15 protein-coding genes are annotated in these 18419 nt (G+C 45.8%); all 15 read left to right on the top strand.

The genetic code is table 11. From position 1 onward, the window contains the following. Positions 1–71 precede the first annotated feature (71 nt). The 15 genes from AC0YN6_RS15215 to argF all read left to right on the top strand — a co-directional run bounded on the left by AC0YN6_RS15215 (position 72) and on the right by argF (position 18385). The gene (locus AC0YN6_RS15215) at positions 72–3650 is read left to right on the top strand and encodes a hypothetical protein (RefSeq protein WP_475747845.1); all 3579 of its coding nucleotides are present in this window, start codon (positions 72–74) and stop codon (positions 3648–3650) included. Continuing rightward, complete coding sequence (locus tag AC0YN6_RS15210) at positions 3647–3943, top strand: EscU/YscU/HrcU family type III secretion system export apparatus switch protein (protein WP_475747844.1); 297 nt, start codon at positions 3647–3649, stop codon at positions 3941–3943. Before AC0YN6_RS15215 ends, AC0YN6_RS15210 begins: the two co-directional genes overlap by 4 nt. Positions 3944–4002: 59 nt before the next feature. Then, a complete protein-coding gene (fliS, locus tag AC0YN6_RS15205; protein ID WP_475747842.1) occupies positions 4003–4449 on the top strand; it encodes a flagellar export chaperone FliS in 447 nt (148 codons plus the stop codon). A gap of 21 nt (positions 4450–4470) precedes the next feature. Next, positions 4471–6234 carry a flagellin N-terminal helical domain-containing protein gene (locus AC0YN6_RS15200; protein WP_475747841.1) on the top strand — a complete coding sequence of 588 codons (1764 nt, stop codon included), beginning with the start codon at positions 4471–4473 and terminating at the stop codon, positions 6232–6234. 100 nt (positions 6235–6334) lie between these two features. Beyond that, positions 6335–6772 carry a YaaR family protein gene (locus AC0YN6_RS15195; RefSeq protein WP_475747839.1) on the top strand — a complete coding sequence of 146 codons (438 nt, stop codon included), beginning with the start codon at positions 6335–6337 and terminating at the stop codon, positions 6770–6772. Positions 6773–6966: 194 nt separating this feature from the next. Then, a complete protein-coding gene (locus AC0YN6_RS15190) occupies positions 6967–7164 on the top strand; it encodes a cold-shock protein (protein WP_028608231.1) in 198 nt (65 codons plus the stop codon). Positions 7165–7405: 241 nt separating this feature from the next. Then, positions 7406–7951 (top strand): ribosome hibernation-promoting factor, HPF/YfiA family, encoded by a 546-nt coding sequence (hpf, locus tag AC0YN6_RS15185; protein WP_475747838.1) that lies wholly within the window; start codon positions 7406–7408, stop codon positions 7949–7951. A gap of 142 nt (positions 7952–8093) precedes the next feature. Further along, the gene (gene secA, locus AC0YN6_RS15180) at positions 8094–10601 is read left to right on the top strand and encodes a preprotein translocase subunit SecA (protein WP_475747836.1); all 2508 of its coding nucleotides are present in this window, start codon (positions 8094–8096) and stop codon (positions 10599–10601) included. Positions 10602–10668: 67 nt separating this feature from the next. Beyond that, positions 10669–11776 (top strand): peptide chain release factor 2 gene (gene prfB / locus AC0YN6_RS15175; RefSeq protein WP_475747835.1). Its coding sequence is split into 2 segments (ribosomal slippage): positions 10669–10740 and positions 10742–11776, totalling 1107 coding nucleotides; the frame shifts between segments, so codons are not numbered across the junction. Between the two features lie 106 nt (positions 11777–11882). Then, positions 11883–12767 carry a YitT family protein gene (locus AC0YN6_RS15170; RefSeq protein WP_475747834.1) on the top strand — a complete coding sequence of 295 codons (885 nt, stop codon included), beginning with the start codon at positions 11883–11885 and terminating at the stop codon, positions 12765–12767. Between the two features lie 210 nt (positions 12768–12977). Continuing rightward, positions 12978–14027 (top strand): N-acetyl-gamma-glutamyl-phosphate reductase, encoded by a 1050-nt coding sequence (gene argC / locus AC0YN6_RS15165; protein ID WP_475747833.1) that lies wholly within the window; start codon positions 12978–12980, stop codon positions 14025–14027. Between the two features lie 66 nt (positions 14028–14093). Then, positions 14094–15335, top strand: a complete 1242-nt coding sequence (gene argJ, locus AC0YN6_RS15160; RefSeq protein WP_475747832.1) for a bifunctional ornithine acetyltransferase/N-acetylglutamate synthase — start codon at positions 14094–14096, stop codon at positions 15333–15335. 51 nt (positions 15336–15386) lie between these two features. Continuing rightward, positions 15387–16172 (top strand): acetylglutamate kinase, encoded by a 786-nt coding sequence (gene argB / locus AC0YN6_RS15155; RefSeq protein ID WP_475748111.1) that lies wholly within the window; start codon positions 15387–15389, stop codon positions 16170–16172. A gap of 5 nt (positions 16173–16177) precedes the next feature. Then, positions 16178–17386, top strand: coding sequence for an acetylornithine transaminase (locus AC0YN6_RS15150; RefSeq protein ID WP_475747830.1), 1209 nt, complete (start codon positions 16178–16180; stop codon positions 17384–17386). A 39-nt stretch (positions 17387–17425) separates the two neighbouring features. Further along, positions 17426–18385 carry an ornithine carbamoyltransferase gene (gene argF / locus AC0YN6_RS15145; protein ID WP_475747829.1) on the top strand — a complete coding sequence of 320 codons (960 nt, stop codon included), beginning with the start codon at positions 17426–17428 and terminating at the stop codon, positions 18383–18385. The last annotated feature ends 34 nt before the right edge of the window (positions 18386–18419 follow it).

Below are 18419 nucleotides of genomic sequence, written 5' to 3'. Positions count from 1 at the left end.
ATTAAAAAAAACGTTATCTATACCGATAAATAATCAAGAAGAAAAAACGATATACCGATGGAGGTATAGGAATGAAGATTATCACGAATACAACTGGTGCTGCAGCCCCCCCTAATGATATTCCTATGGAATTGAAAAACGGAGACGCTGTACAAGCAACAGTGAAAGAGACCGTATCCTCAACAGAGGCAAGTGTGCAAATTCGGGGAAAAGAGGTATTGGTCAAATTTGATGGTAAGGTACCTTCCAAAGGCGAGCAGGTTGTTCTTACAGTTACACAAGCAGAGGCAAGCCCTATACGAGTTAAACTGAATGAATCAGCTAATCGTCGGCCTATCGATATAAGCATTCCTAAGATGGCAGAAACGATAAGTGATACGTATTCAAATGAAGATAAACAAATTGCTAAACTACTGGCGGATAAGGGCATCCCTACCTCTCAGGAAATGATGTCAGATATCCGAAATTATATGAAGTCCGCTTCCGGTTCTTTAAATCAGAAGCTGGAGACGCTTCGCACCATGGCCCAGAAGGGGCTGGATATTAATGCAGCCTCACTTACAGCTGTACATGAAGCCATACACGGTGAACCGCTTAACCGGCAATTGTCGGGGCTCATTTCTGCGAAGAAGAGTGAGGATCCGAATATACAGCGACAATCTTCAACATTGAAGAGAGATGAGCTGATCTCCAAGTTGGAAGAGTTATCGCGCAGTAATCCGCGAATCCAAGTGTTAGCTAAAGCTTTGATCGATCAAATCAACAAGTCACCTAGCATGAAGCAGGAGAGTTTAGATCAACTGCTGGACGGAGTGAATGAAGCCAAACGCTTGTTGACGGAAAATAAGGTAGAAGCTGCCCAAACGAAGTTGACTAAGCTAATGACTGTAGCAACAGAGCCCCCAGCTACAGCTAGAACAGACAATCAACCAAGCCAGTCGACATCAACAACAAAAAGAGATGAGCTGCTCTCCAAGCTGGACGAGCTGTCGCGCAGTAATCCGCGTGTTCAAGTACTAGCTAAAGCTTTGATCGATCAAATCAACAAGTCACCTGGCATGAAGCAGGAGAACTTGGATCAGCTGCTAGACGGAGTGAATGAAGCCAAACGCTTGTTGACGGAAAATAAGGTAGAAGCTGCTCAAACGAAGTTGACTAAGCTAATGACTGTGGCAACAGAACCCCCAGCTACAGCTAGAACAGACAATCAACCGAGCCAGTCCACATCAACAACGAAGAGAGATGAGCTGATCTCCAAGTTGGAAGAGTTAACGCGCAGTAATCCGCGTGTTCAAGTACTAGCTAAAGCTTTGATCGATCAAATCAACAAGTCACCTAGCATGAAGCAGGACAACCTGGATCAACTGCTGGACGGAGTGAATGAAGCCAAACGCTTGTTGACGGAAAATAAGGTAGAAGCTGTCCAAACGAAGTTGACTAAGCTACTGACTGCGGCAACAGAACCCCCAGCTACAGCTAGAACAGATAATCAACCGAGCCAGTCCGCATCAACAACGAAGAGAGATGAGCTGCTCTCCAAGTTGGAAGAGTTAACGCGCAGTAATCCGCATGTTCAAGTACTAGCTAAAGCTTTGATCGATCAAATCAACAAGTCACCTAGCATGAAGCAGGAGAACTTGGATCAACTACTAGACGGAGTGAATGAGACTAAACGCTTGCTGGCGGAAAATAAGGTAGAAGCTGCCCAAACGAAGTTGACTAAGCTACTGACTGTGGCAACAGAACCCCCAGCTACAGCTAGAACAGACAATCAACCGAGCCAGTCCACATCAATGAAGAGTGACGATCTCCTTGCCAAGCTGGAAGAGATCATCCGCATTAATCCGCGTATCCAAGCATTAGCTAACGCTTTGATAGAGCAAATTACGAAGTCACCTGGTATGAAGCAGGAGAACTTAGACCAATTGCTGCAAGGTCTGAGTGACATAAAGCAATTACTGACGGAAGACAAGGTAGATGCTGCTCAAACTCAGTTGACTAAGGTTCTGGCAATGGTAACAGGCAGCGAAGCGAATAGTAAAACTGTTGAGACGCCGCCTAAGATACTTCCGGTTCAACCCAGTGATAAGCCATCCTTTATTCAAATTGAAGAAGCATTAAAAAACGAGCCGAGTTTAAGCAAAATTATGAATATGGTTAAAAGTCTATTAGCTGCTAATTCGGAGCTGCTTACAGAATCGGATGTAGATGACTTGCAATGGGCGCTGAGCGATACACGCAGATTGCATCTTAATGGGAAGAGTGATGCGGGAAGAGAGCGAATGCAGCAAGCTATTCAATTATTAAGATCATCGCCAGTCCACGAAGAGACTGTCACAGGAATGAGGAATAATAATAATTTAGAAAATCTGACCCAACAACCAAATGATTCGAAGCTGCCTATTACAAATGCCGAGGGTACGAACTTATTTGAGAAGGATTGGATCGTGAGTCCAGTATCTAGTCAAGAGGTTGAAAAGCAGAGTATGCATGGTGTAGAAGCGGAGCTTGCTACAAAGACGCTTATAGTTAAAGAAATAACGCACAGGCTAAGTACTGCAGCGAATGATTTTAAAACATTGAAACGGGAAATTACCCGTAACCTAGACGTTATACAGATGTCGATTCAAGCGTTAAACAAAGATGCATATTCTCAAATCAAGCCACTGTTAGAATCGACTATTGATATATTGGATAAAGCTATTTTAAAGAGTGATATTACCATGTTGACGGACATGGGTACGGAGAAACAGCTGCTTGTAGCTAGTACTAAGCTAGCTGATGCACGTAAGTTGCTCGCAAATGGAAAATTTGCAGCAGCTGCCGACATCGTGAACGGCGTAAAGGCTAGTCTGGAACAACTAAATTGGCAACCGTCTGATGTGAAGGTGAAGCACCTTCTAGTCAAAGCACAGAATTACGCAGAGCCATCACCGTTATACCATAAACTATCGACAGAATGGGATTCTATATCACAGACCGTTCAACAAACAGAGCCCTCCGCTAGGCAAGCCTTTGAGATGATTCGTTCATTAGGGCTTAATCATGATAGTGAAGCTGCTCAATGGCTGGTGAAAAAAGACGAGGTAACTGGTAAAGATCTTTTTAGTCAAAATGTGAAATCATTGTTATTACAAATGTCCCAAGAAGAAAACGGTCAGGCCGGACGGATGGCGGAGCAAGCTTTGAATAATCTGACAGGACAGCAGCTGCTTAATAAGCCTGACAGCAGTTCTTCCATGCAAGCTCTATTCGTCAATCTTCCGCTCCTTCTCGGCGGGCAGCCGGAAAATATTAAAATCATTGCGAACTCCAGACAAGAAGGTCAGAAGATGGACTGGGAGAACTGCAGCATGTATTTTGCAATGGAAACGAAGAGGTTGGGCGATCTTGGCATTGCCATTACGGTTTCAGATAGACGACTGGCTCTGACGCTTAAAAACAATACACAAGGTTTTCAAGAGAAAATGGAGCCCCTAGTAGAGGCGTGTAAGGAAAAACTCAGCGATATCGGGTTCATTATTTCTGGGATTAAGTTTTCAAGTTTAAACCGTCAAGAAATCGATGATCCTGTACCTTCTCCAGGCAGCGCTATTCCAAGCAAAATACAGCCAAATCTGTCTGCGAAAGGATATGATTTCAAAATATGAACTATAAATGGATAAGTCCGAATAAAGGGCGGGAATCAGGCGAGAAAACGGCTACCGTTATACGCTATGACAAAGATAAGGATAAAGCGCCAACCATTGTCGCTCATGGGAAGGGGCATGTAGCCCAGAAAATTATCGAAATGGCGCAAAGCCACAAGATTCCGCTTCAAGAAGACCCCCTCCTTGTTGAAAATTTGATCGATATGGATTTGGGGGAAAACGTACCGCCGCAGTTATACTCGGTTATTGCTGAGGTATTGCTGCTTATAGAAAAAATGGATAAAAAGGCTTAACAATTGATGGGAATATTCCGATATAAATAGAAGCTAGTGAAATTCAGGAGGATACCATCGTGGTAGAACATTTAACAGAAGAAATTGTTCATCAAAAAACGCCTCAGCAATTGACAAGTCTCCTTTATGAAACTTGTATTATGCGATTGGAGAATGCGGCAGATGCTTTAAGAAATCAGCGCTACATTGAAGCTAACCAAGTGCTGCAAAAGTGCAACGATATTCTCTACAGATTAGGCGCAGGCATCAACTATGGAGCAGGCATCGTTGCGGATCAATTGGAAGCGTTATATGACTATATGGCTAGAAAGCTGATTGAAGCGAACATCACTAAAGATGTAACCATTGTTGAAGAAGTATTAAAACTTTTGAAAAGCCTGTTCGAGGCATGGAATTTAGCGTTAGCGAAAGGCACTGACATTCAGTCACCCGTTCTCAAACAGCAATCTAGAGCCTACGATATGGATTTAAACTATAATTCGCCCAACGTGAATTGGAAAGAATAACACAAGAGGAGATAACTAAACATGCGTATAAACCATAATATTCAAGCACTTAATGCATACAGAAACTTGTCAAACAACAGTATGGGGGTATCTAAGCATCTAGAGAAGTTGTCTTCAGGTCTTCGCATTAACCGTGCAGCAGATGATGCTGCGGGGCTAGCGATCTCAGAGAAGATGCGCTCCCAAATTAGAGGATTAGATATGGCTGAACGCAATACAATGGATGGAATTTCATTGCTGCAAACAGCAGAGGGAGCTCTTGGTACAACGCATGAAATTTTGCAGCGCATGAGAGAATTGACTGTACAAGCAGCTAACGGAACGCTGGAGGACGCGGATCGGAGCGCGGTACAATCGGAGATTGATCAACTGACTTTGGAAATAGACCGTATCGCCAAAACAACACAGTTCAATTCAAAGCCGCTGCTTCGCGGCTCCGTGGATGGACGCGCTTTTGTAGAAATGAAGGATTCGGAGCTTACTTATGCGGCGGGCGGCACTTGGAGCGGAACGATCGCCGCACAGCCTACTGAACCGGCTTCTGTGGAGCTTACATTAGATTTTGACTTTGGAAAACAAATTGCAATAGATGCGAATGGGAAAACTTTTGAAATTAATGGAAAAACGTATTCGATTGAAACGGATCCAAATGCAGTAGTTCCTAACGGCCAAATCGCAGTGTATGTTGACCCTTGGAACGGTGGGGGGGATGATGCAGCTGCCATTGCCAATATCAATGCTACAATGAGTAAATTAGTAGAAGCGATTAGAGATAATGATCCGACGTTCGATACAACGAACTTTACACAGACGAACGCTTTAGATGACGGCACCCTAGGAAATAGTACTATTAACAATGGGTCTCTAGTGTTACGTACTGTCAGCAACTTGAGCCCTGCTGATGCACAAAAAATTACAGTATTTAGTGCAGCGCCAGGAGCAGCTTTTGTGGATGAGAACAAAGCACCTGTAACTACTCTTATTGCGTCAAAAGAATCCTTGGTTGCTAAGTCTGTTACACTATCGTTTGCAGAGGTACCGAAACCTGGAGATATACTAACGATTGATGGTGTTGATATTACTTTTGGAACAGGTCTTGCGACTGATCCAGTTGGAAGTATTAATATTACAGATAAATCTGTTTATGATGTACTAAATGAAATCAAGACAAAGTTGACGGACGCAAGAATAAGCGGAACAGGCGCCGCGGCAGTTGATGCGGTTAATGTTGTCGGAAATTCTCTCATTTTATCGACTAACAAGACCGATGACGGAGTATCGAATGGTATGGAAATTTCCATAACGGATTCTGATTTTGTAACGACTGCGGGAGACGATCTGAAGATCAATATGCAAATTGGAGCCAATGCAGGCGAGAATATGGAAGTAAGCATTTCAGTAATGGATGCAGCTAAGCTGGGCTTGGCTCGTCAAGCTGATCATTCTACTGTTATTGGTACTCCAGGAGTAGATGCTGTTGCTGGTGTTGATATCAGTAAAGCAGATCTTGCAGAAGCGGCAATTAAAGTATTGGACGAGGCAATCAGACTAGTATCTGAACAACGTTCGACTCTAGGGGCGTACCAGAATCGGATGGAGCATACGATTAACAACCTCGGTATCGCTGAAGAAAACCTTACGTCAGCTGAATCCCGTATTCGTGATGCTGACATGGCAGAGGAAATGACAGGCTTCACAAAAGCAAATATTATCAATCAAGCTGCAACTGCAATGCTTGCACAAGCTAACCAATTGCCGCAAGGTATTCTGAAGTTGTTGCAGTAAGCGACAAATCAAATAAAAAGGGAGTTAAAGATCCGTTGGGTCTTAACTCTCTTTTTCCTTTACAAGGTATAATGGTTTGGAAAGGCAGGTTATTGCTATCATGGAAGTTCAAAAGGTAAACAAGGCAGGATTGGATCGGATAAAGTCGAAGCAAGAGACCCCGGCTGAAAGTATAAGCTTCTCCGCGATGATGTCGGATAAGAGGGAGCAGCTTAATACGGAGCGGCTGAATGGCATGCTTAAGGACATTGAGGATCAGGGCAAACGGCTTTCTGAAACCGTAACCGTATCTGATTTGCGGAAATATAAGCAATTAGTCAAGCAATTCATGGAAGAAGCGGTTGAGCACGGCTTGAAGCTGGAAGAGCGGAGCGGCTTTAGCCGCCGAGGAAGACCTAAAGTCTATCGAATCGTTACCGAAGTGGATAAGAAGCTGTTGGAGCTTACGGATGCGATGCTTAAGAAACAAGAAAAAGGGATTAGAATACTCGATCTAGTCGGTGAGATTAAAGGGATGCTTCTCAATATTTACGCTTGATCGAAATCGGTAGATATAAGTTTTCGGCTTATCATTTTCGACATCAAAAGATAAGCCGGAAATCACTTCATACCAACGTTGAATCCGCTTACAAGAAATTGTTTGACAATTCCGTAAAGTGGGTGTTATAGTCAAATTGTGGGTTATACGAAGAGATGCCTCACAGTATTTGAAGATGAAGGGAATGTTTGCACATGCAAGGTAAAGTTAAATGGTTTAACGCGGAAAAAGGTTATGGATTTATCGAGACTGAGCAAGGCGGCGACGTATTTGTTCATTTCTCCGCTATCCAAACTGAAGGTTTCAAGACTCTTGAAGAAGGCCAATCCGTCGAATTCGATATCGTTGAAGGCGCTCGTGGTCCACAGGCAGCAAACGTAGTTAAACTGTAATTATTCGGCTGATCCAGCCAAACTATATTTTGGATCACTAAACAAGCAGCTTCCACAAAGCTCCGGGAAACCGGGGCTTTTTTTTGCGAATTAGGATGGCATAGGGTGTACAAGCAGCTGGTGTCAAAAAAATATTTGTTCTATATCAATATTTATCTGAATATTCTAAATTGATAAAAAACTATTTTGATTTGAGTGCCTACATATGCTATAATAAGACTATGTAAAGGAGGCGTTCTACATGAACTACAACATTCGAGGTCAACACTTTCAAGTGACAGACGCATTGAGAGACTACGTCGAAAAGAAACTCAGCCGATTGGATAAATATTTTGAAGCACCAATCACCTCCGAAATTAACGTAACACTATCCGTCACCAAAGGGAAACATGCTGTTGAGGTGACCATACCGCTCATCGGTGTCATGCTAAGAGCCGAGGAGAAAAGCGAGGATATGTACGCATCGATTGATCTGGTTGCGGACAAACTCGAACGACAAATACGTAAACATAAAACTAAAGTAAATCGTAAGTTCCGCCAAAGCAGCGGTGTACGCGCTCTATTTAAGGAAGAAGGCTCCGCAGTGGGCGTTCTGGAAGAAGAGGACGATCTAGAGCTCGTTCGTACTAAGCGTTTTGCACTCAAGCCTATGGATGTGGAAGAAGCGATTTTGCAAATGAATATGGTAGGACATAGTTTCTTCGTCTTTTCGAATGTAGACAACAAAGAGGTTAGTGTTGTGTACAAACGAAGCGACGGGAAATATGGATTAATTGAGCAAGGCTAGCCGTCATTATACATTACATTTAGATGAGCCTTTTCTCCATTATGGAGAGAGGCTTTTTCTTTTACAATGATCCTCGTTGCGGCGGTGTCGACAAACTGATACAATTTAATGCAAAGAGGCGTTACTACGAAAGGGGAATTCCATGCTCGGATTAGTGAAGAAGTTATTTGGTGACCATAACGAGCGCGAGGTAAAGCGGATCCAACGGACGGTAGATGAAATAAATGCGATTGAGTCAAAGTTTACATCTTTATCTGACGAAGCGCTGCGCGCGAAAACTGAGGAGTTCAAAGCAAGAATTGAAAAAGGCGAGACTTTAGATAAACTATTGCCTGAAGCTTTTGCAACGGTTAGGGAAGCATCCAAGCGTACGCTTGGCATGCGTCACTTTGACGTGCAGCTGATCGGCGGTATGGTATTGCATGAAGGTAAGATCGCGGAGATGAGAACGGGTGAAGGTAAGACGCTCGTTGCTACGCTTCCGGTTTATTTAAATGCGCTATTAGGTAAAGGTGTTCATGTTATTACTGTCAATAACTATCTAGCACAGCGTGATAGCGAGCTAATGGGAGAGCTTTATGGTTTCCTCGGCATGACAGTTGGCTGTAATCTTCATGGGCTATCTCATGATGAGAAGCAAGAAGCATATGCTTGTGATATCACATACGGAACAAATAATGAATTCGGCTTTGATTATTTACGCGATAATATGGTGCTTTATAAGGAACAAATGGTACAACGCCCGCTTTATTTTTCCATTATTGATGAAGTGGATTCCATTCTTGTCGATGAAGCCCGTACTCCGCTTATTATTTCTGGACAAGCAGCTAAATCAACAGAGTTATATTTTGCCGCAGATCGCTTTATTAGCCGTTTGAAGCCTGAAGAGGATTTCACGATCGATATCAAGCTGCGCAGTGTTATGCTCACGGAGTCAGGCGTTGAGAAGACGGAGAAGGCTTTCCAAATCGAGAACCTGTTCGACCATGCGAATGTAACGCTTAACCATCATGTTCAGCAAGCGCTGAAAGCTAACTTTATTATGAAGCGTGATGTAGATTATGTTGTCGAAGAAGATGAGGTTGTCATCGTTGATGAATTTACCGGTCGTCTTATGTCAGGACGTCGTTATAGCGATGGCCTTCACCAAGCGATTGAAGCGAAGGAAGAGCTTGAGGTTCAGAACGAGAGCATGACGCTTGCAACGATTACGTTCCAGAACTATTTCCGTATGTATCGCAAGCTGGCAGGTATGACTGGTACTGCGAAGACGGAGGAAGAAGAGTTCAAGCGTATTTATGGACTCGATGTTATTCAAGTGCCTACAAACCGCTCGATGATCCGTAAAGATATTGCAGATGTTGTCTACAAATCAGAACTCGGAAAATTTAAAGCGGTCGTAGAAGAGATCGTAGAACGTCACAGTAAAAATCAACCGGTGCTCGTAGGTACGATATCGATCGAGAACTCGGAGAAATTATCAGATATGCTTAAACGCAGAGGCGTGACGCACAAAGTGCTTAACGCGAAGTTCCATGCAGAGGAAGCAGAAATTATTTCTCGTGCAGGGCAATTTGGCTCTGTTACGATTGCAACGAATATGGCTGGTCGCGGTACAGATATTTTGCTAGGTGACTCGGTTCCTGAACTGGGCGGCTTGCATATCATCGGTACAGAACGTCATGAAAGCCGTCGGATCGATAATCAGCTGCGCGGTCGTGCTGGACGTCAAGGCGATCCAGGTTCATCACAGTTTTATTTATCGCTTGAGGATGAGCTGATGCGTCGCTTCGGTTCTGAGAATATTATGGGCATGATGGATAAGCTGGGCCTTGATGAGGATCAACCGATAGAGAGCAGGATGATTTCTAGAGCGATTGAATCTGCTCAGAAGCGCGTTGAGGGCAACAACTTCGATATCCGTAAAGTCGTCTTGCAGTATGACGATGTGATGAACCAGCAGCGTGAGGTTATTTATAAGCAGCGCCGCGATATTCTCGGGTCGGAGAACATCCGTCAAGAAGTTATGGATATGATTAAGCCAGTAATCGAGCGTATCGTGGAAGCTCACTGTTCGGAGGATATTCCAGAAGAGTGGGACCTTCAAGCTGTTGTGGAATATGCGCATGCGAACTTCCTGCAAGATGCATCTTTGACCAAGGAAGAAATTTGGGGCAAAGAGAAGGAAGAGATTATCGACTATATCTTTGCTAAGGTTGTTGCTTCTTATGATGAGCGTGAAGCAGAGCTTGGTGATGAATCGATGCGCGAATTCGAGAAGGTCGTTGTGCTTCGTGCGGTAGATAGCAAATGGATGGATCACATCGATGCGATGGATCAGCTTCGTCAAGGTATCCACTTACGTGCCTACGGCGGTACGGATCCGCTTCGTGAATATCAGTTTGAAGGCTTCGAGATGTTCAAGGAAATGATTGAGAACATCCAAGAGGAAGTTGCGAAGTATATTATGAAGGCGCGCGTAGAGAGCAATCTAGAGCGTCAAGAGGTGGCTCAAGGCCAAACGACGACGACGAGCGGCGGCGGAGAAGCGGTTGAGAAGCGCCCAGCAAAGCGTGAAGAGCGTGTAGGCCGTAACGATGCATGCCCTTGCGGCAGCGGCAAGAAGTATAAGCAATGCCACGGCAAGTAAAGCACGACACTCGCAGGCATAGCATAAATTATAGAACGAACAATTATTTTGAGGTGAAGCGGACGCTATGATAGACATAACGGTTAAACAAGACCTGCGTGAAATGGCCAAGCGACTCCAAGAGCTAAGGGGGTCACTTTGACTTAGATCTTAAGCAAGAGATTATTGCTAATTTCGAGGAAAAGATGACATTCCCTGATTTTTGGGATGATAATGACAAGGCGCAAAGCGTAATTTCTGAGCTTAATGCGGTAAAGTCAGTCGTGGATCATTACGAGGGGTTGAACAGCGAGCATGAAGACCTTCATATGATGCTGGAGCTGGCGGAAGAAGAAAGCGATGAGTCGCTTGCAGCAGACGTCGTAAGCGGCGTAGAGAAGCTTATGCGCAAGATAAGCGAGTTTGAGCTTCAGCTTCTCCTTAACCAGCCTTACGATAAGCTCAATGCGATTCTAGAGCTCCATCCTGGTGCAGGCGGAACCGAGTCTCAAGATTGGGGCCTGATGCTGTACAGGATGTACACGCGCTGGGCGGAGAAGAGCGGCTTCAAGGTGGAGCTTCTTGATTACTTGCCTGGTGATGAGGCCGGTATTAAGAGTGTCACAATTTTGGTCAAAGGCTTTAATGCCTACGGATATTTGAAAGCGGAGAAAGGCGTGCATCGATTAGTTCGTATTTCTCCATTTGATTCCGCGGGCCGTCGCCACACTTCTTTTGCTTCCTGTGATGTAGTTCCAGAAATCGATGACAGTATCGAGATTGAGATTCGCAGTGAGGATTTGAAGATAGATACGTACCGAGCAAGCGGAGCGGGCGGGCAGCACGTCAATAAGACGGAGTCAGCTATCCGTATTACCCATATCCCTTCAGGCATTGTGGTCGCTTGCCAGCAGGAGCGTTCGCAAATCCAGAACCGGGAGCGGGCGATGAAGATGCTTCGTTCCAAGCTGTATGATCGGAAGATCGAGGAGCAGATGAAGCATTTGGCGGATATACGCGGTGAGCAATCCGAAATCGCTTGGGGAAGTCAGATCCGCTCGTATGTATTCCATCCGTACAGTATGGTGAAGGATCACCGTACATCTGTTGAGACAGGTAATGTCGGAGCAGTGATGGATGGTGACATCAATGCTTTTATTGATGGATATTTGCGTCACCAGATTCGTCATGAATAATATAATGTTATAAACTAATGTATAGATTCAACGGAGAGTTCCAACACGGCAACAACGTGTGGAACTCTTCTTTTTGCGATAATCAGCTTATGAGGAGACTGAAGAGATGAAAGACAGCACGGTTAAACGGGGAAAAGGCAGTCGCAGATTGAGACCGCGGACGCAGTCGGTTTGGAACATTGTTCAGCTTCTGATCGGTTCGGCTATTGTAGCAATTAGCTTCAATATGTTCATGGTACCGAATGGTATTGCATCTGGAGGCGTATCGGGCATATCCATTCTCGTCCAACGAGCTGCAGGTATTACACCGGCGATCACGCAATGGGCGATCAATATTCCTCTGTTTCTCGCAGGATTGTGGCTGCTTGGCAAACGATTTGGGGCGAAAACTGCACTGGGATCAGTCGTTTTGCCTCTGTTTGTGCTGCTCTCGAATGGTTGGCCTTCGCCCACGGATAATCCGCTGCTGGCTGCTATTTATGGCGGAATCGGGGTTGGACTCGGACTTGGCCTTGTCTTTCGCGCAGGGGCGTCTACAGGCGGTCTGGATTTAGCTGCACAAATTTTACATCGTTATACGGGGCTGCCGCTCAGCTTAGCGATTGTATGCTTCGATGGCTGCGTGATTATTGCCGCTGGTATTATTATTTCGCCTGAGGTTGCTTTGTACGCATTGATCGCTTTATTCGTAACGAGCAAAACGATTGATTTTGTGCAAAGCGGATTACAGCTCTCCAAGGTGGCATTTATTATTAGTGAGCATTCGGATGAAGTGGCTGAAGCGATCCTTCATGATTTGAACCGCGGCTTGACGAGGCTTGATGGTAAGGGAGGCTATACGGGCGTCGGACGTACGGTGCTTATGGTAGTTGTTGGTCAGAATGAGGTGCCAAAGCTAAAGCAAATTGTTCGGTCGATTGATCCTGGCAGCTTTGTTATTATTAGCAATACGGCTGAAGTGATTGGGCAGGGCTTTAAGCTGGAGAGCTAGCCAAAAAGACCATCATTTGTTCGTTGTATTATTATTAATTCGAATGTATAATAATACGAAACAATATGCATATTTCCATCAACTGCCGAATGATGTACAATTATAAGTTGTGGAAGAAAACATCCTTTCCGCGTGCGGAAAGAGCAATAGATGAAGCTGCAGTGCAGGGGGAATACAGCGTGCAGCATCTAGTTTCGGGGAGAGATTAATATGAGCACAAAGGTGAAAATAGCGATCATCGGTTCAACTGGCTACGGCGGCGTAGAACTCATTCGATTGCTCGCATCCCATCCGCTGGCAGAGGTGACATCGGTCATTTCGTCATCCAGCGCAGGTACGCCGATTACAGAAGGTTATCCACATTTGACAGGCATCCGCGAGGAGCTACTTGATGATGTAGATCCAGCTGCAATTAAAGCGAAAGCAGATGTCGTATTTCTAGCTACACCTGCTGGTGTGGCAAGTAAACTGGTTCCAGCATTACTTGAGGTTGGCTTGAAAATTATCGATTTGTCAGGAGATTTCCGGTTGAAATCACCTGGTCTATATGAGCAGTGGTATAAGAAGCCTGCTGCAGATGAGGCCTACTTGAAGCAGGCTGTTTTTGGCCTTGCAGAAATATACGGCGATCAAGTAAAGGATGCTCCATTTATCTCCAATCCAGGCTGTTACCCGACAGCAACGCTATTGGGACTTCTCCCAGCGGTCAAAGAAGGATGGATTGATCCGTCTTCCATCATCATTGACGCTAAATCAGGTGTTTCCGGTGCGGGTCGCGGTGCTTCACTAGGTACTCATTATTCCGAACTAAACGAAAATTTAAGAGCATATAAGCTGAATCAGCATCAACATATTCCAGAAATTGAAATGGTTCTATCCGATACGGCTAAACAGCCTGTCGTAACTACTTTTACGACGCATCTCGTGCCAATGACACGCGGTATTATGTCCACGATGTATGCGACTGTTCAAGGCGAACGGAGCACAAGTGATTTTATCTCGATGTATCGCTCTTATTATGAAGGGCGTAAATTCGTACGTATTCGTCCAGAAGGGCAATGGCCGTCTACCAAAGAAGTATGGGGCTCCAACTATTGCGATATCGGCTTTGCAGTTGATGAGCGTACGAACCGCGTGACCATCGTTTCTGTTATCGACAACCTGGTTAAAGGCGCAGCAGGTCAAGCGATTCAGAACTTGAACCTAATGATGGGCTGGGACGAGACGCTCGGTTTGCAATTCGTTCCCGTTTATCCTTAAAATACGAAAACATTCCTTTTGATCTTATAACCATACTCATACAGGTGAAGGAGATACGATTTTACGATGGGACAGGACAATACGACGGCCTTGTTCTCAGTCGTCGCTGACGGCTCGATAACAACGCCTCAAGGCTTTAAAGCAGGGGGATTGCACTGCGGTCTTAAAAAAACGACGCGTCACGATCTTGGCGCAATCGTATGTGAAGTGCCGGCAGCGGCAGCGGGTGTATACACAACTAACGTATTTCAAGCTGCGCCTCTTCAAGTAACACGTGAGAGTATTGCCTCTGGCGGCGTGCTGCGTGCAGTGCTTGTGAACAGCGGCAATGCAAATGCTTGTACAGGTAAGCAAGGTGAAGCGGACGCATACGAAATGCGCTCTAGATTCGCAGAATCAATCGGCGTTTCGGCGGATCATGTTGCAGTAGCGTCAACTGGCGTTATTGGCGAGCTTCTAAAAATGGACAAAGTTCGTACCGGTATCGACGGTCTTGAAGCTAAGCTAGCTGGAAATCGCGAAGGATCAGATGATTTTTGCCAAGCGATTCTAACGACGGATTTGGTTCAAAAGATGGTATGCGTTGAGCTGGAGCTGGATGGCAAAATTGTCTATGTCGCTGGTGCAGCGAAAGGCTCAGGCATGATTCATCCAAATATGGCAACGATGCTTGGATTCGTAACGACAGATGCGGCTATTGGCGGAGAAGCTCTTCAGCAATTGCTGCGTCAAGCGACGGATCTAACGTTCAACATGATTACGGTTGATGGCGATACGAGCACGAACGATATGCTGGTAGCGATGGCGAGTGGTCTTGCAGGCAACAACGAGCTGACAGAAGCGCATGAAGGCTGGGCTGCATTTGCAGCTGCGATCCGTCATGTGTGCGAGGTGCTTGCGAAAGCAATTGCTCGCGATGGCGAAGGTGCAACTAAGCTTGTTGAGGTGCAGGTAAACGGCGCGATAAGCGACGATTCAGCACAAGCGATTGCGAAGACGGTTATCGGATCATCACTCGTGAAATCGGCTGTATTTGGAGCGGACGCGAACTGGGGACGTATTATTGCAGCGGTAGGCCGGGCAGGCCAGCCGGTTAATCCTGAGACAGTCGATATTCGTCTTGGTGATATTTTGACATTGGAGCAGTCTCGTCCCGTCGTATTTGATGAAGAGGTTGCGTTGGAATATTTGAAAGGCGATACCGTAGTGATTCGCGTTGATTTACATAATGGCGAAGGACATGCAACAGCATGGGGCTGCGATTTGACATATGACTATGTTCGCATTAACGCGGCATATCGGACATAAGCAAAGCAGATGCTTGGAGGGTATGGAACAGTGACGGAGCAAAGATTTGTAATGAAATGCGGAGGCAGCACGCTGGCGGCGCTTCCTAACAGTTTTTTTGACGAGTTGCGTGAACTGCAGATCTCTGGCATTCTTCCGGTCATCGTACATGGTGGCGGTCCTGCAATATCGGAAACGCTCGGCAAGCTGGGTATCGAGACTGGATTTGTTAACGGTTTGCGCATAACGAACGATGCTGTGCTGGACGTCGTAGAGATGGTGCTTGCCGGTCGTATTAATAAGGAAATCGTACGCAAAATTCAAATCAACGGTGCAAAGGCACTCGGCCTATCTGGCGTGGATGGCATGCTGATTCAAGCTAAACCCGTTGTGAATGCAGCAGAGATCGGTTTTGTTGGCGACGTTACGGATGTGAATGCTGAGATTATCGAAGGTGTAATGGGAATGGGGTATATCCCAGTTATTGCGCCAATCGGGATTGATGGTCAAGGACAACGCTACAACATTAATGCAGATACGGCTGCAGGCGCAGTTGCCTCGCATCTGGGCGTAGAACGAATGATCGTTGTAACGGACGTACCGGGCATTCTCAAAACAGTAGATGGAAAGAAGCAGGTGCTTCCAGTTGTCTCTGTGGAGGAGATTGAAGAAATGATCACGAGCGGCGAGATTTACGGAGGCATGATTCCGAAGGTACGAGCTGCCATTCAGTGCATACAGGGACGTGTGCGTGAAGTCGTTATCGTAAGCGGCGAGGAGCCGGGGGTACTGACGAGGGCGGTCCGCGAGGGCGGCGTTGGTACTCGAATTATTCAGACGAATGAAGGGCGGGTGTAAGGTCGATGAGTGAAACCAATACAACAGCTGCTGCTGACCAATCTCTTTTTCCAACCTATGCAAGATATCCGATCGCTTTGGTAAAGGGTGACGGCAGCTGGCTTTGGGATGATAAAGGAAATAAATATCTCGATTTTATGAGCGGTATTGCGGTAACCAATCTCGGTCATGCTCCTAAGCAAATCAAAGCGGCGCTAATTAAACAGCTGGATGAGCTTTGGCATGTATCCAACCTGTTCCATATTCCGAATCAAGCGGATGCTGGCAAACTCATAACGGACAATAGCTGTGCAGATGCGGTGTTTTTCTGCAACTCGGGCGCTGAGGCGAACGAAGCGGCTATTAAGCTGGCACGTCGTTACAATCAGAAGGTGCTGAACAATGGCCGCTTCGAAATCATTTCATTTGAGCAATCGTTTCATGGACGGACATTAGCTACGCTTACAGCAACAGGCCAAGCGAAGGTTAAGGAAGGTTTTGCTCCGCTTCCAGAAGGCTTCAAAACTATTCCTCTAAATGACCTAGCAGCGCTTGAAGCGGCTGTTTCTAATCAGACGGCAGCGATCATGCTGGAAATGGTGCAAGCGGAGGGCGGAATTCATCCGGTTGATCCAGAGTACATGAAGGAGCTTGTCGCAATATGCGAGAAGCAAGGCATTCTACTTATTGTGGATGAGATTCAAACGGGAATGGGACGTACAGGCAAGCTGTTCGCCTACGAGCATTACGGTATTGAGCCTGATATCTTCACTATGGCCAAAGGTCTTGGAAGTGGCTTCCCGGTTGGCGCGATGGCAGCTAAGGAGAAGCTTCGTGAAGGCTTTACCGCAGGCAGCCACGGCTCGACGTTCGGCGGAACGCCGATTGCAACAGCGGTCGTGAAAGCTACTCTTGAGACGATCGTAGGCGAGAATTTGTCGGAGCGCGCAGCACAAAAGGGTGAATATTTGATTTCGCAGCTTCAGGAGAAGCTTGCTGGGAATGATTTTGTTCATGAGGTACGCGGTTTTGGCCTACTTGTAGGCATTGCGTGTGCGGAGCCGATTGCGGATATTTTGAATCAGGCACAGGAACGTGGTTTGATCGTCATTTCTGCAGGACCCAATGTGATCCGTTTATTGCCTAATTTACTCGTCACTGATGAAGAAATTGACATCGCTGTTGCGCTGCTAGTAGAACTATTGGAAGCTAAACGGCCCGTCATTAAATCATAAATGCTAGAAGATTGCTTTAAGTTGAAGGAGGGCTCTACGATGCAAGGATTAGTAAATGAAGATTTGGCGCAAAGCTTGAAGGGACGCGACTTTCTAATGCTGGTTGACTTTAAGCCAGAGGAAATTCGTTACTTGATCGACCTAGCCATTGATTTGAAGCAAAAACAAAAAGCGGGCGAAACTCACCATGTGTTAAAGGGCAAGACGCTTGGTATGATCTTTGAGAAATCATCGACACGTACGCGCGTTTCGTTCGAAGTGGGTATGTACCAGCTTGGCGGACAGGGTCTATTCCTTAGCGGGAATGATCTGCAAATCGGCCGCGGCGAGACGATCTGGGATACAGCGCAGACGTTGTCTCGTTACCTTGACGGCATTATGATTCGTACATTCGCACACCGTAAAGTGGTTGAGCTTGCTCGTGGTGCAACGATTCCGGTCATCAACGGTTTGACGGATCTATCCCATCCTTGCCAGGCACTTGCTGATTACCAAACCATTCTTGAGCAAAAGGGCCGTTTGGAAGGCTTGAAAATCGCCTACATCGGCGACGGCAACAACATGACTCATTCTTTGTTGATGGGTGCTGCGAAGCTGGGTCTTCATATGTCCGTAGCTACACCTGAAGGTTATGAGCCGGATGCGGATATTATTCAACAAACGAAGGATCATGCTGCTGAGACAGGCTCGCAAATTCACATTTGCCGCGATCCGAAGGAAGCTATTGCAGATGCGGATATCGTGTACACGGACGTGTGGGCGAGCATGGGGCAAGAAGCAGAGCAGAAAGAACGCGAAGTTGCGTTTGCGGCTTATCAGGTAAATGAGGCATTAACGAAATATGCGAAGAAGGACTACCTCTTCATGCACTGCTTGCCTGCACATCGCGGCGAAGAAGTGAGCGAAGGAGTTATCGACGGCGGTCGTTCGATTATTTTCGATCAAGCAGAAAATCGTCTGCATGCGCAAAAAGCAATTATGGCAGCAATCATGTCCTAGTGAAATCACTCTAAATCGATGAATTTATTCGAAG

The sequence above is a fragment of the Paenibacillus sp. J22P15 genome (assembly GCF_056269345.1).
Note: the sequence above shows the minus strand (reverse complement) of the source record. Positions and strands in the feature narration are given on the sequence as shown.

Bases quoted from the DNA above. Each gene is read 5' to 3' on its own strand.
- argJ (WP_475747832.1), top strand. From the start codon at position 14,094: ATGGGACAGGACAATACGACGGCCTTGTTCTCAGTCGTCGCTGACGGC.
- argC (WP_475747833.1), top strand. From the start codon at position 12,978: ATGAGCACAAAGGTGAAAATAGCGATCATCGGTTCAACTGGCTACGGC.
- argB (WP_475748111.1), top strand. From the start codon at position 15,387: ATGAAATGCGGAGGCAGCACGCTGGCGGCGCTTCCTAACAGTTTTTTT.
- AC0YN6_RS15200 (WP_475747841.1), top strand. From the start codon at position 4,471: ATGCGTATAAACCATAATATTCAAGCACTTAATGCATACAGAAACTTG.
- hpf (WP_475747838.1), top strand. From the start codon at position 7,406: ATGAACTACAACATTCGAGGTCAACACTTTCAAGTGACAGACGCATTG.
- AC0YN6_RS15195 (WP_475747839.1), top strand. From the start codon at position 6,335: ATGGAAGTTCAAAAGGTAAACAAGGCAGGATTGGATCGGATAAAGTCG.
- AC0YN6_RS15190 (WP_028608231.1), top strand. From the start codon at position 6,967: ATGCAAGGTAAAGTTAAATGGTTTAACGCGGAAAAAGGTTATGGATTT.
- AC0YN6_RS15150 (WP_475747830.1), top strand. From the start codon at position 16,178: ATGAGTGAAACCAATACAACAGCTGCTGCTGACCAATCTCTTTTTCCA.
- secA (WP_475747836.1), top strand. From the start codon at position 8,094: ATGCTCGGATTAGTGAAGAAGTTATTTGGTGACCATAACGAGCGCGAG.
- AC0YN6_RS15170 (WP_475747834.1), top strand. From the start codon at position 11,883: ATGAAAGACAGCACGGTTAAACGGGGAAAAGGCAGTCGCAGATTGAGA.
- AC0YN6_RS15210 (WP_475747844.1), top strand. From the start codon at position 3,647: ATGAACTATAAATGGATAAGTCCGAATAAAGGGCGGGAATCAGGCGAG.
- argF (WP_475747829.1), top strand. From the start codon at position 17,426: ATGCAAGGATTAGTAAATGAAGATTTGGCGCAAAGCTTGAAGGGACGC.
- AC0YN6_RS15215 (WP_475747845.1), top strand. From the start codon at position 72: ATGAAGATTATCACGAATACAACTGGTGCTGCAGCCCCCCCTAATGAT.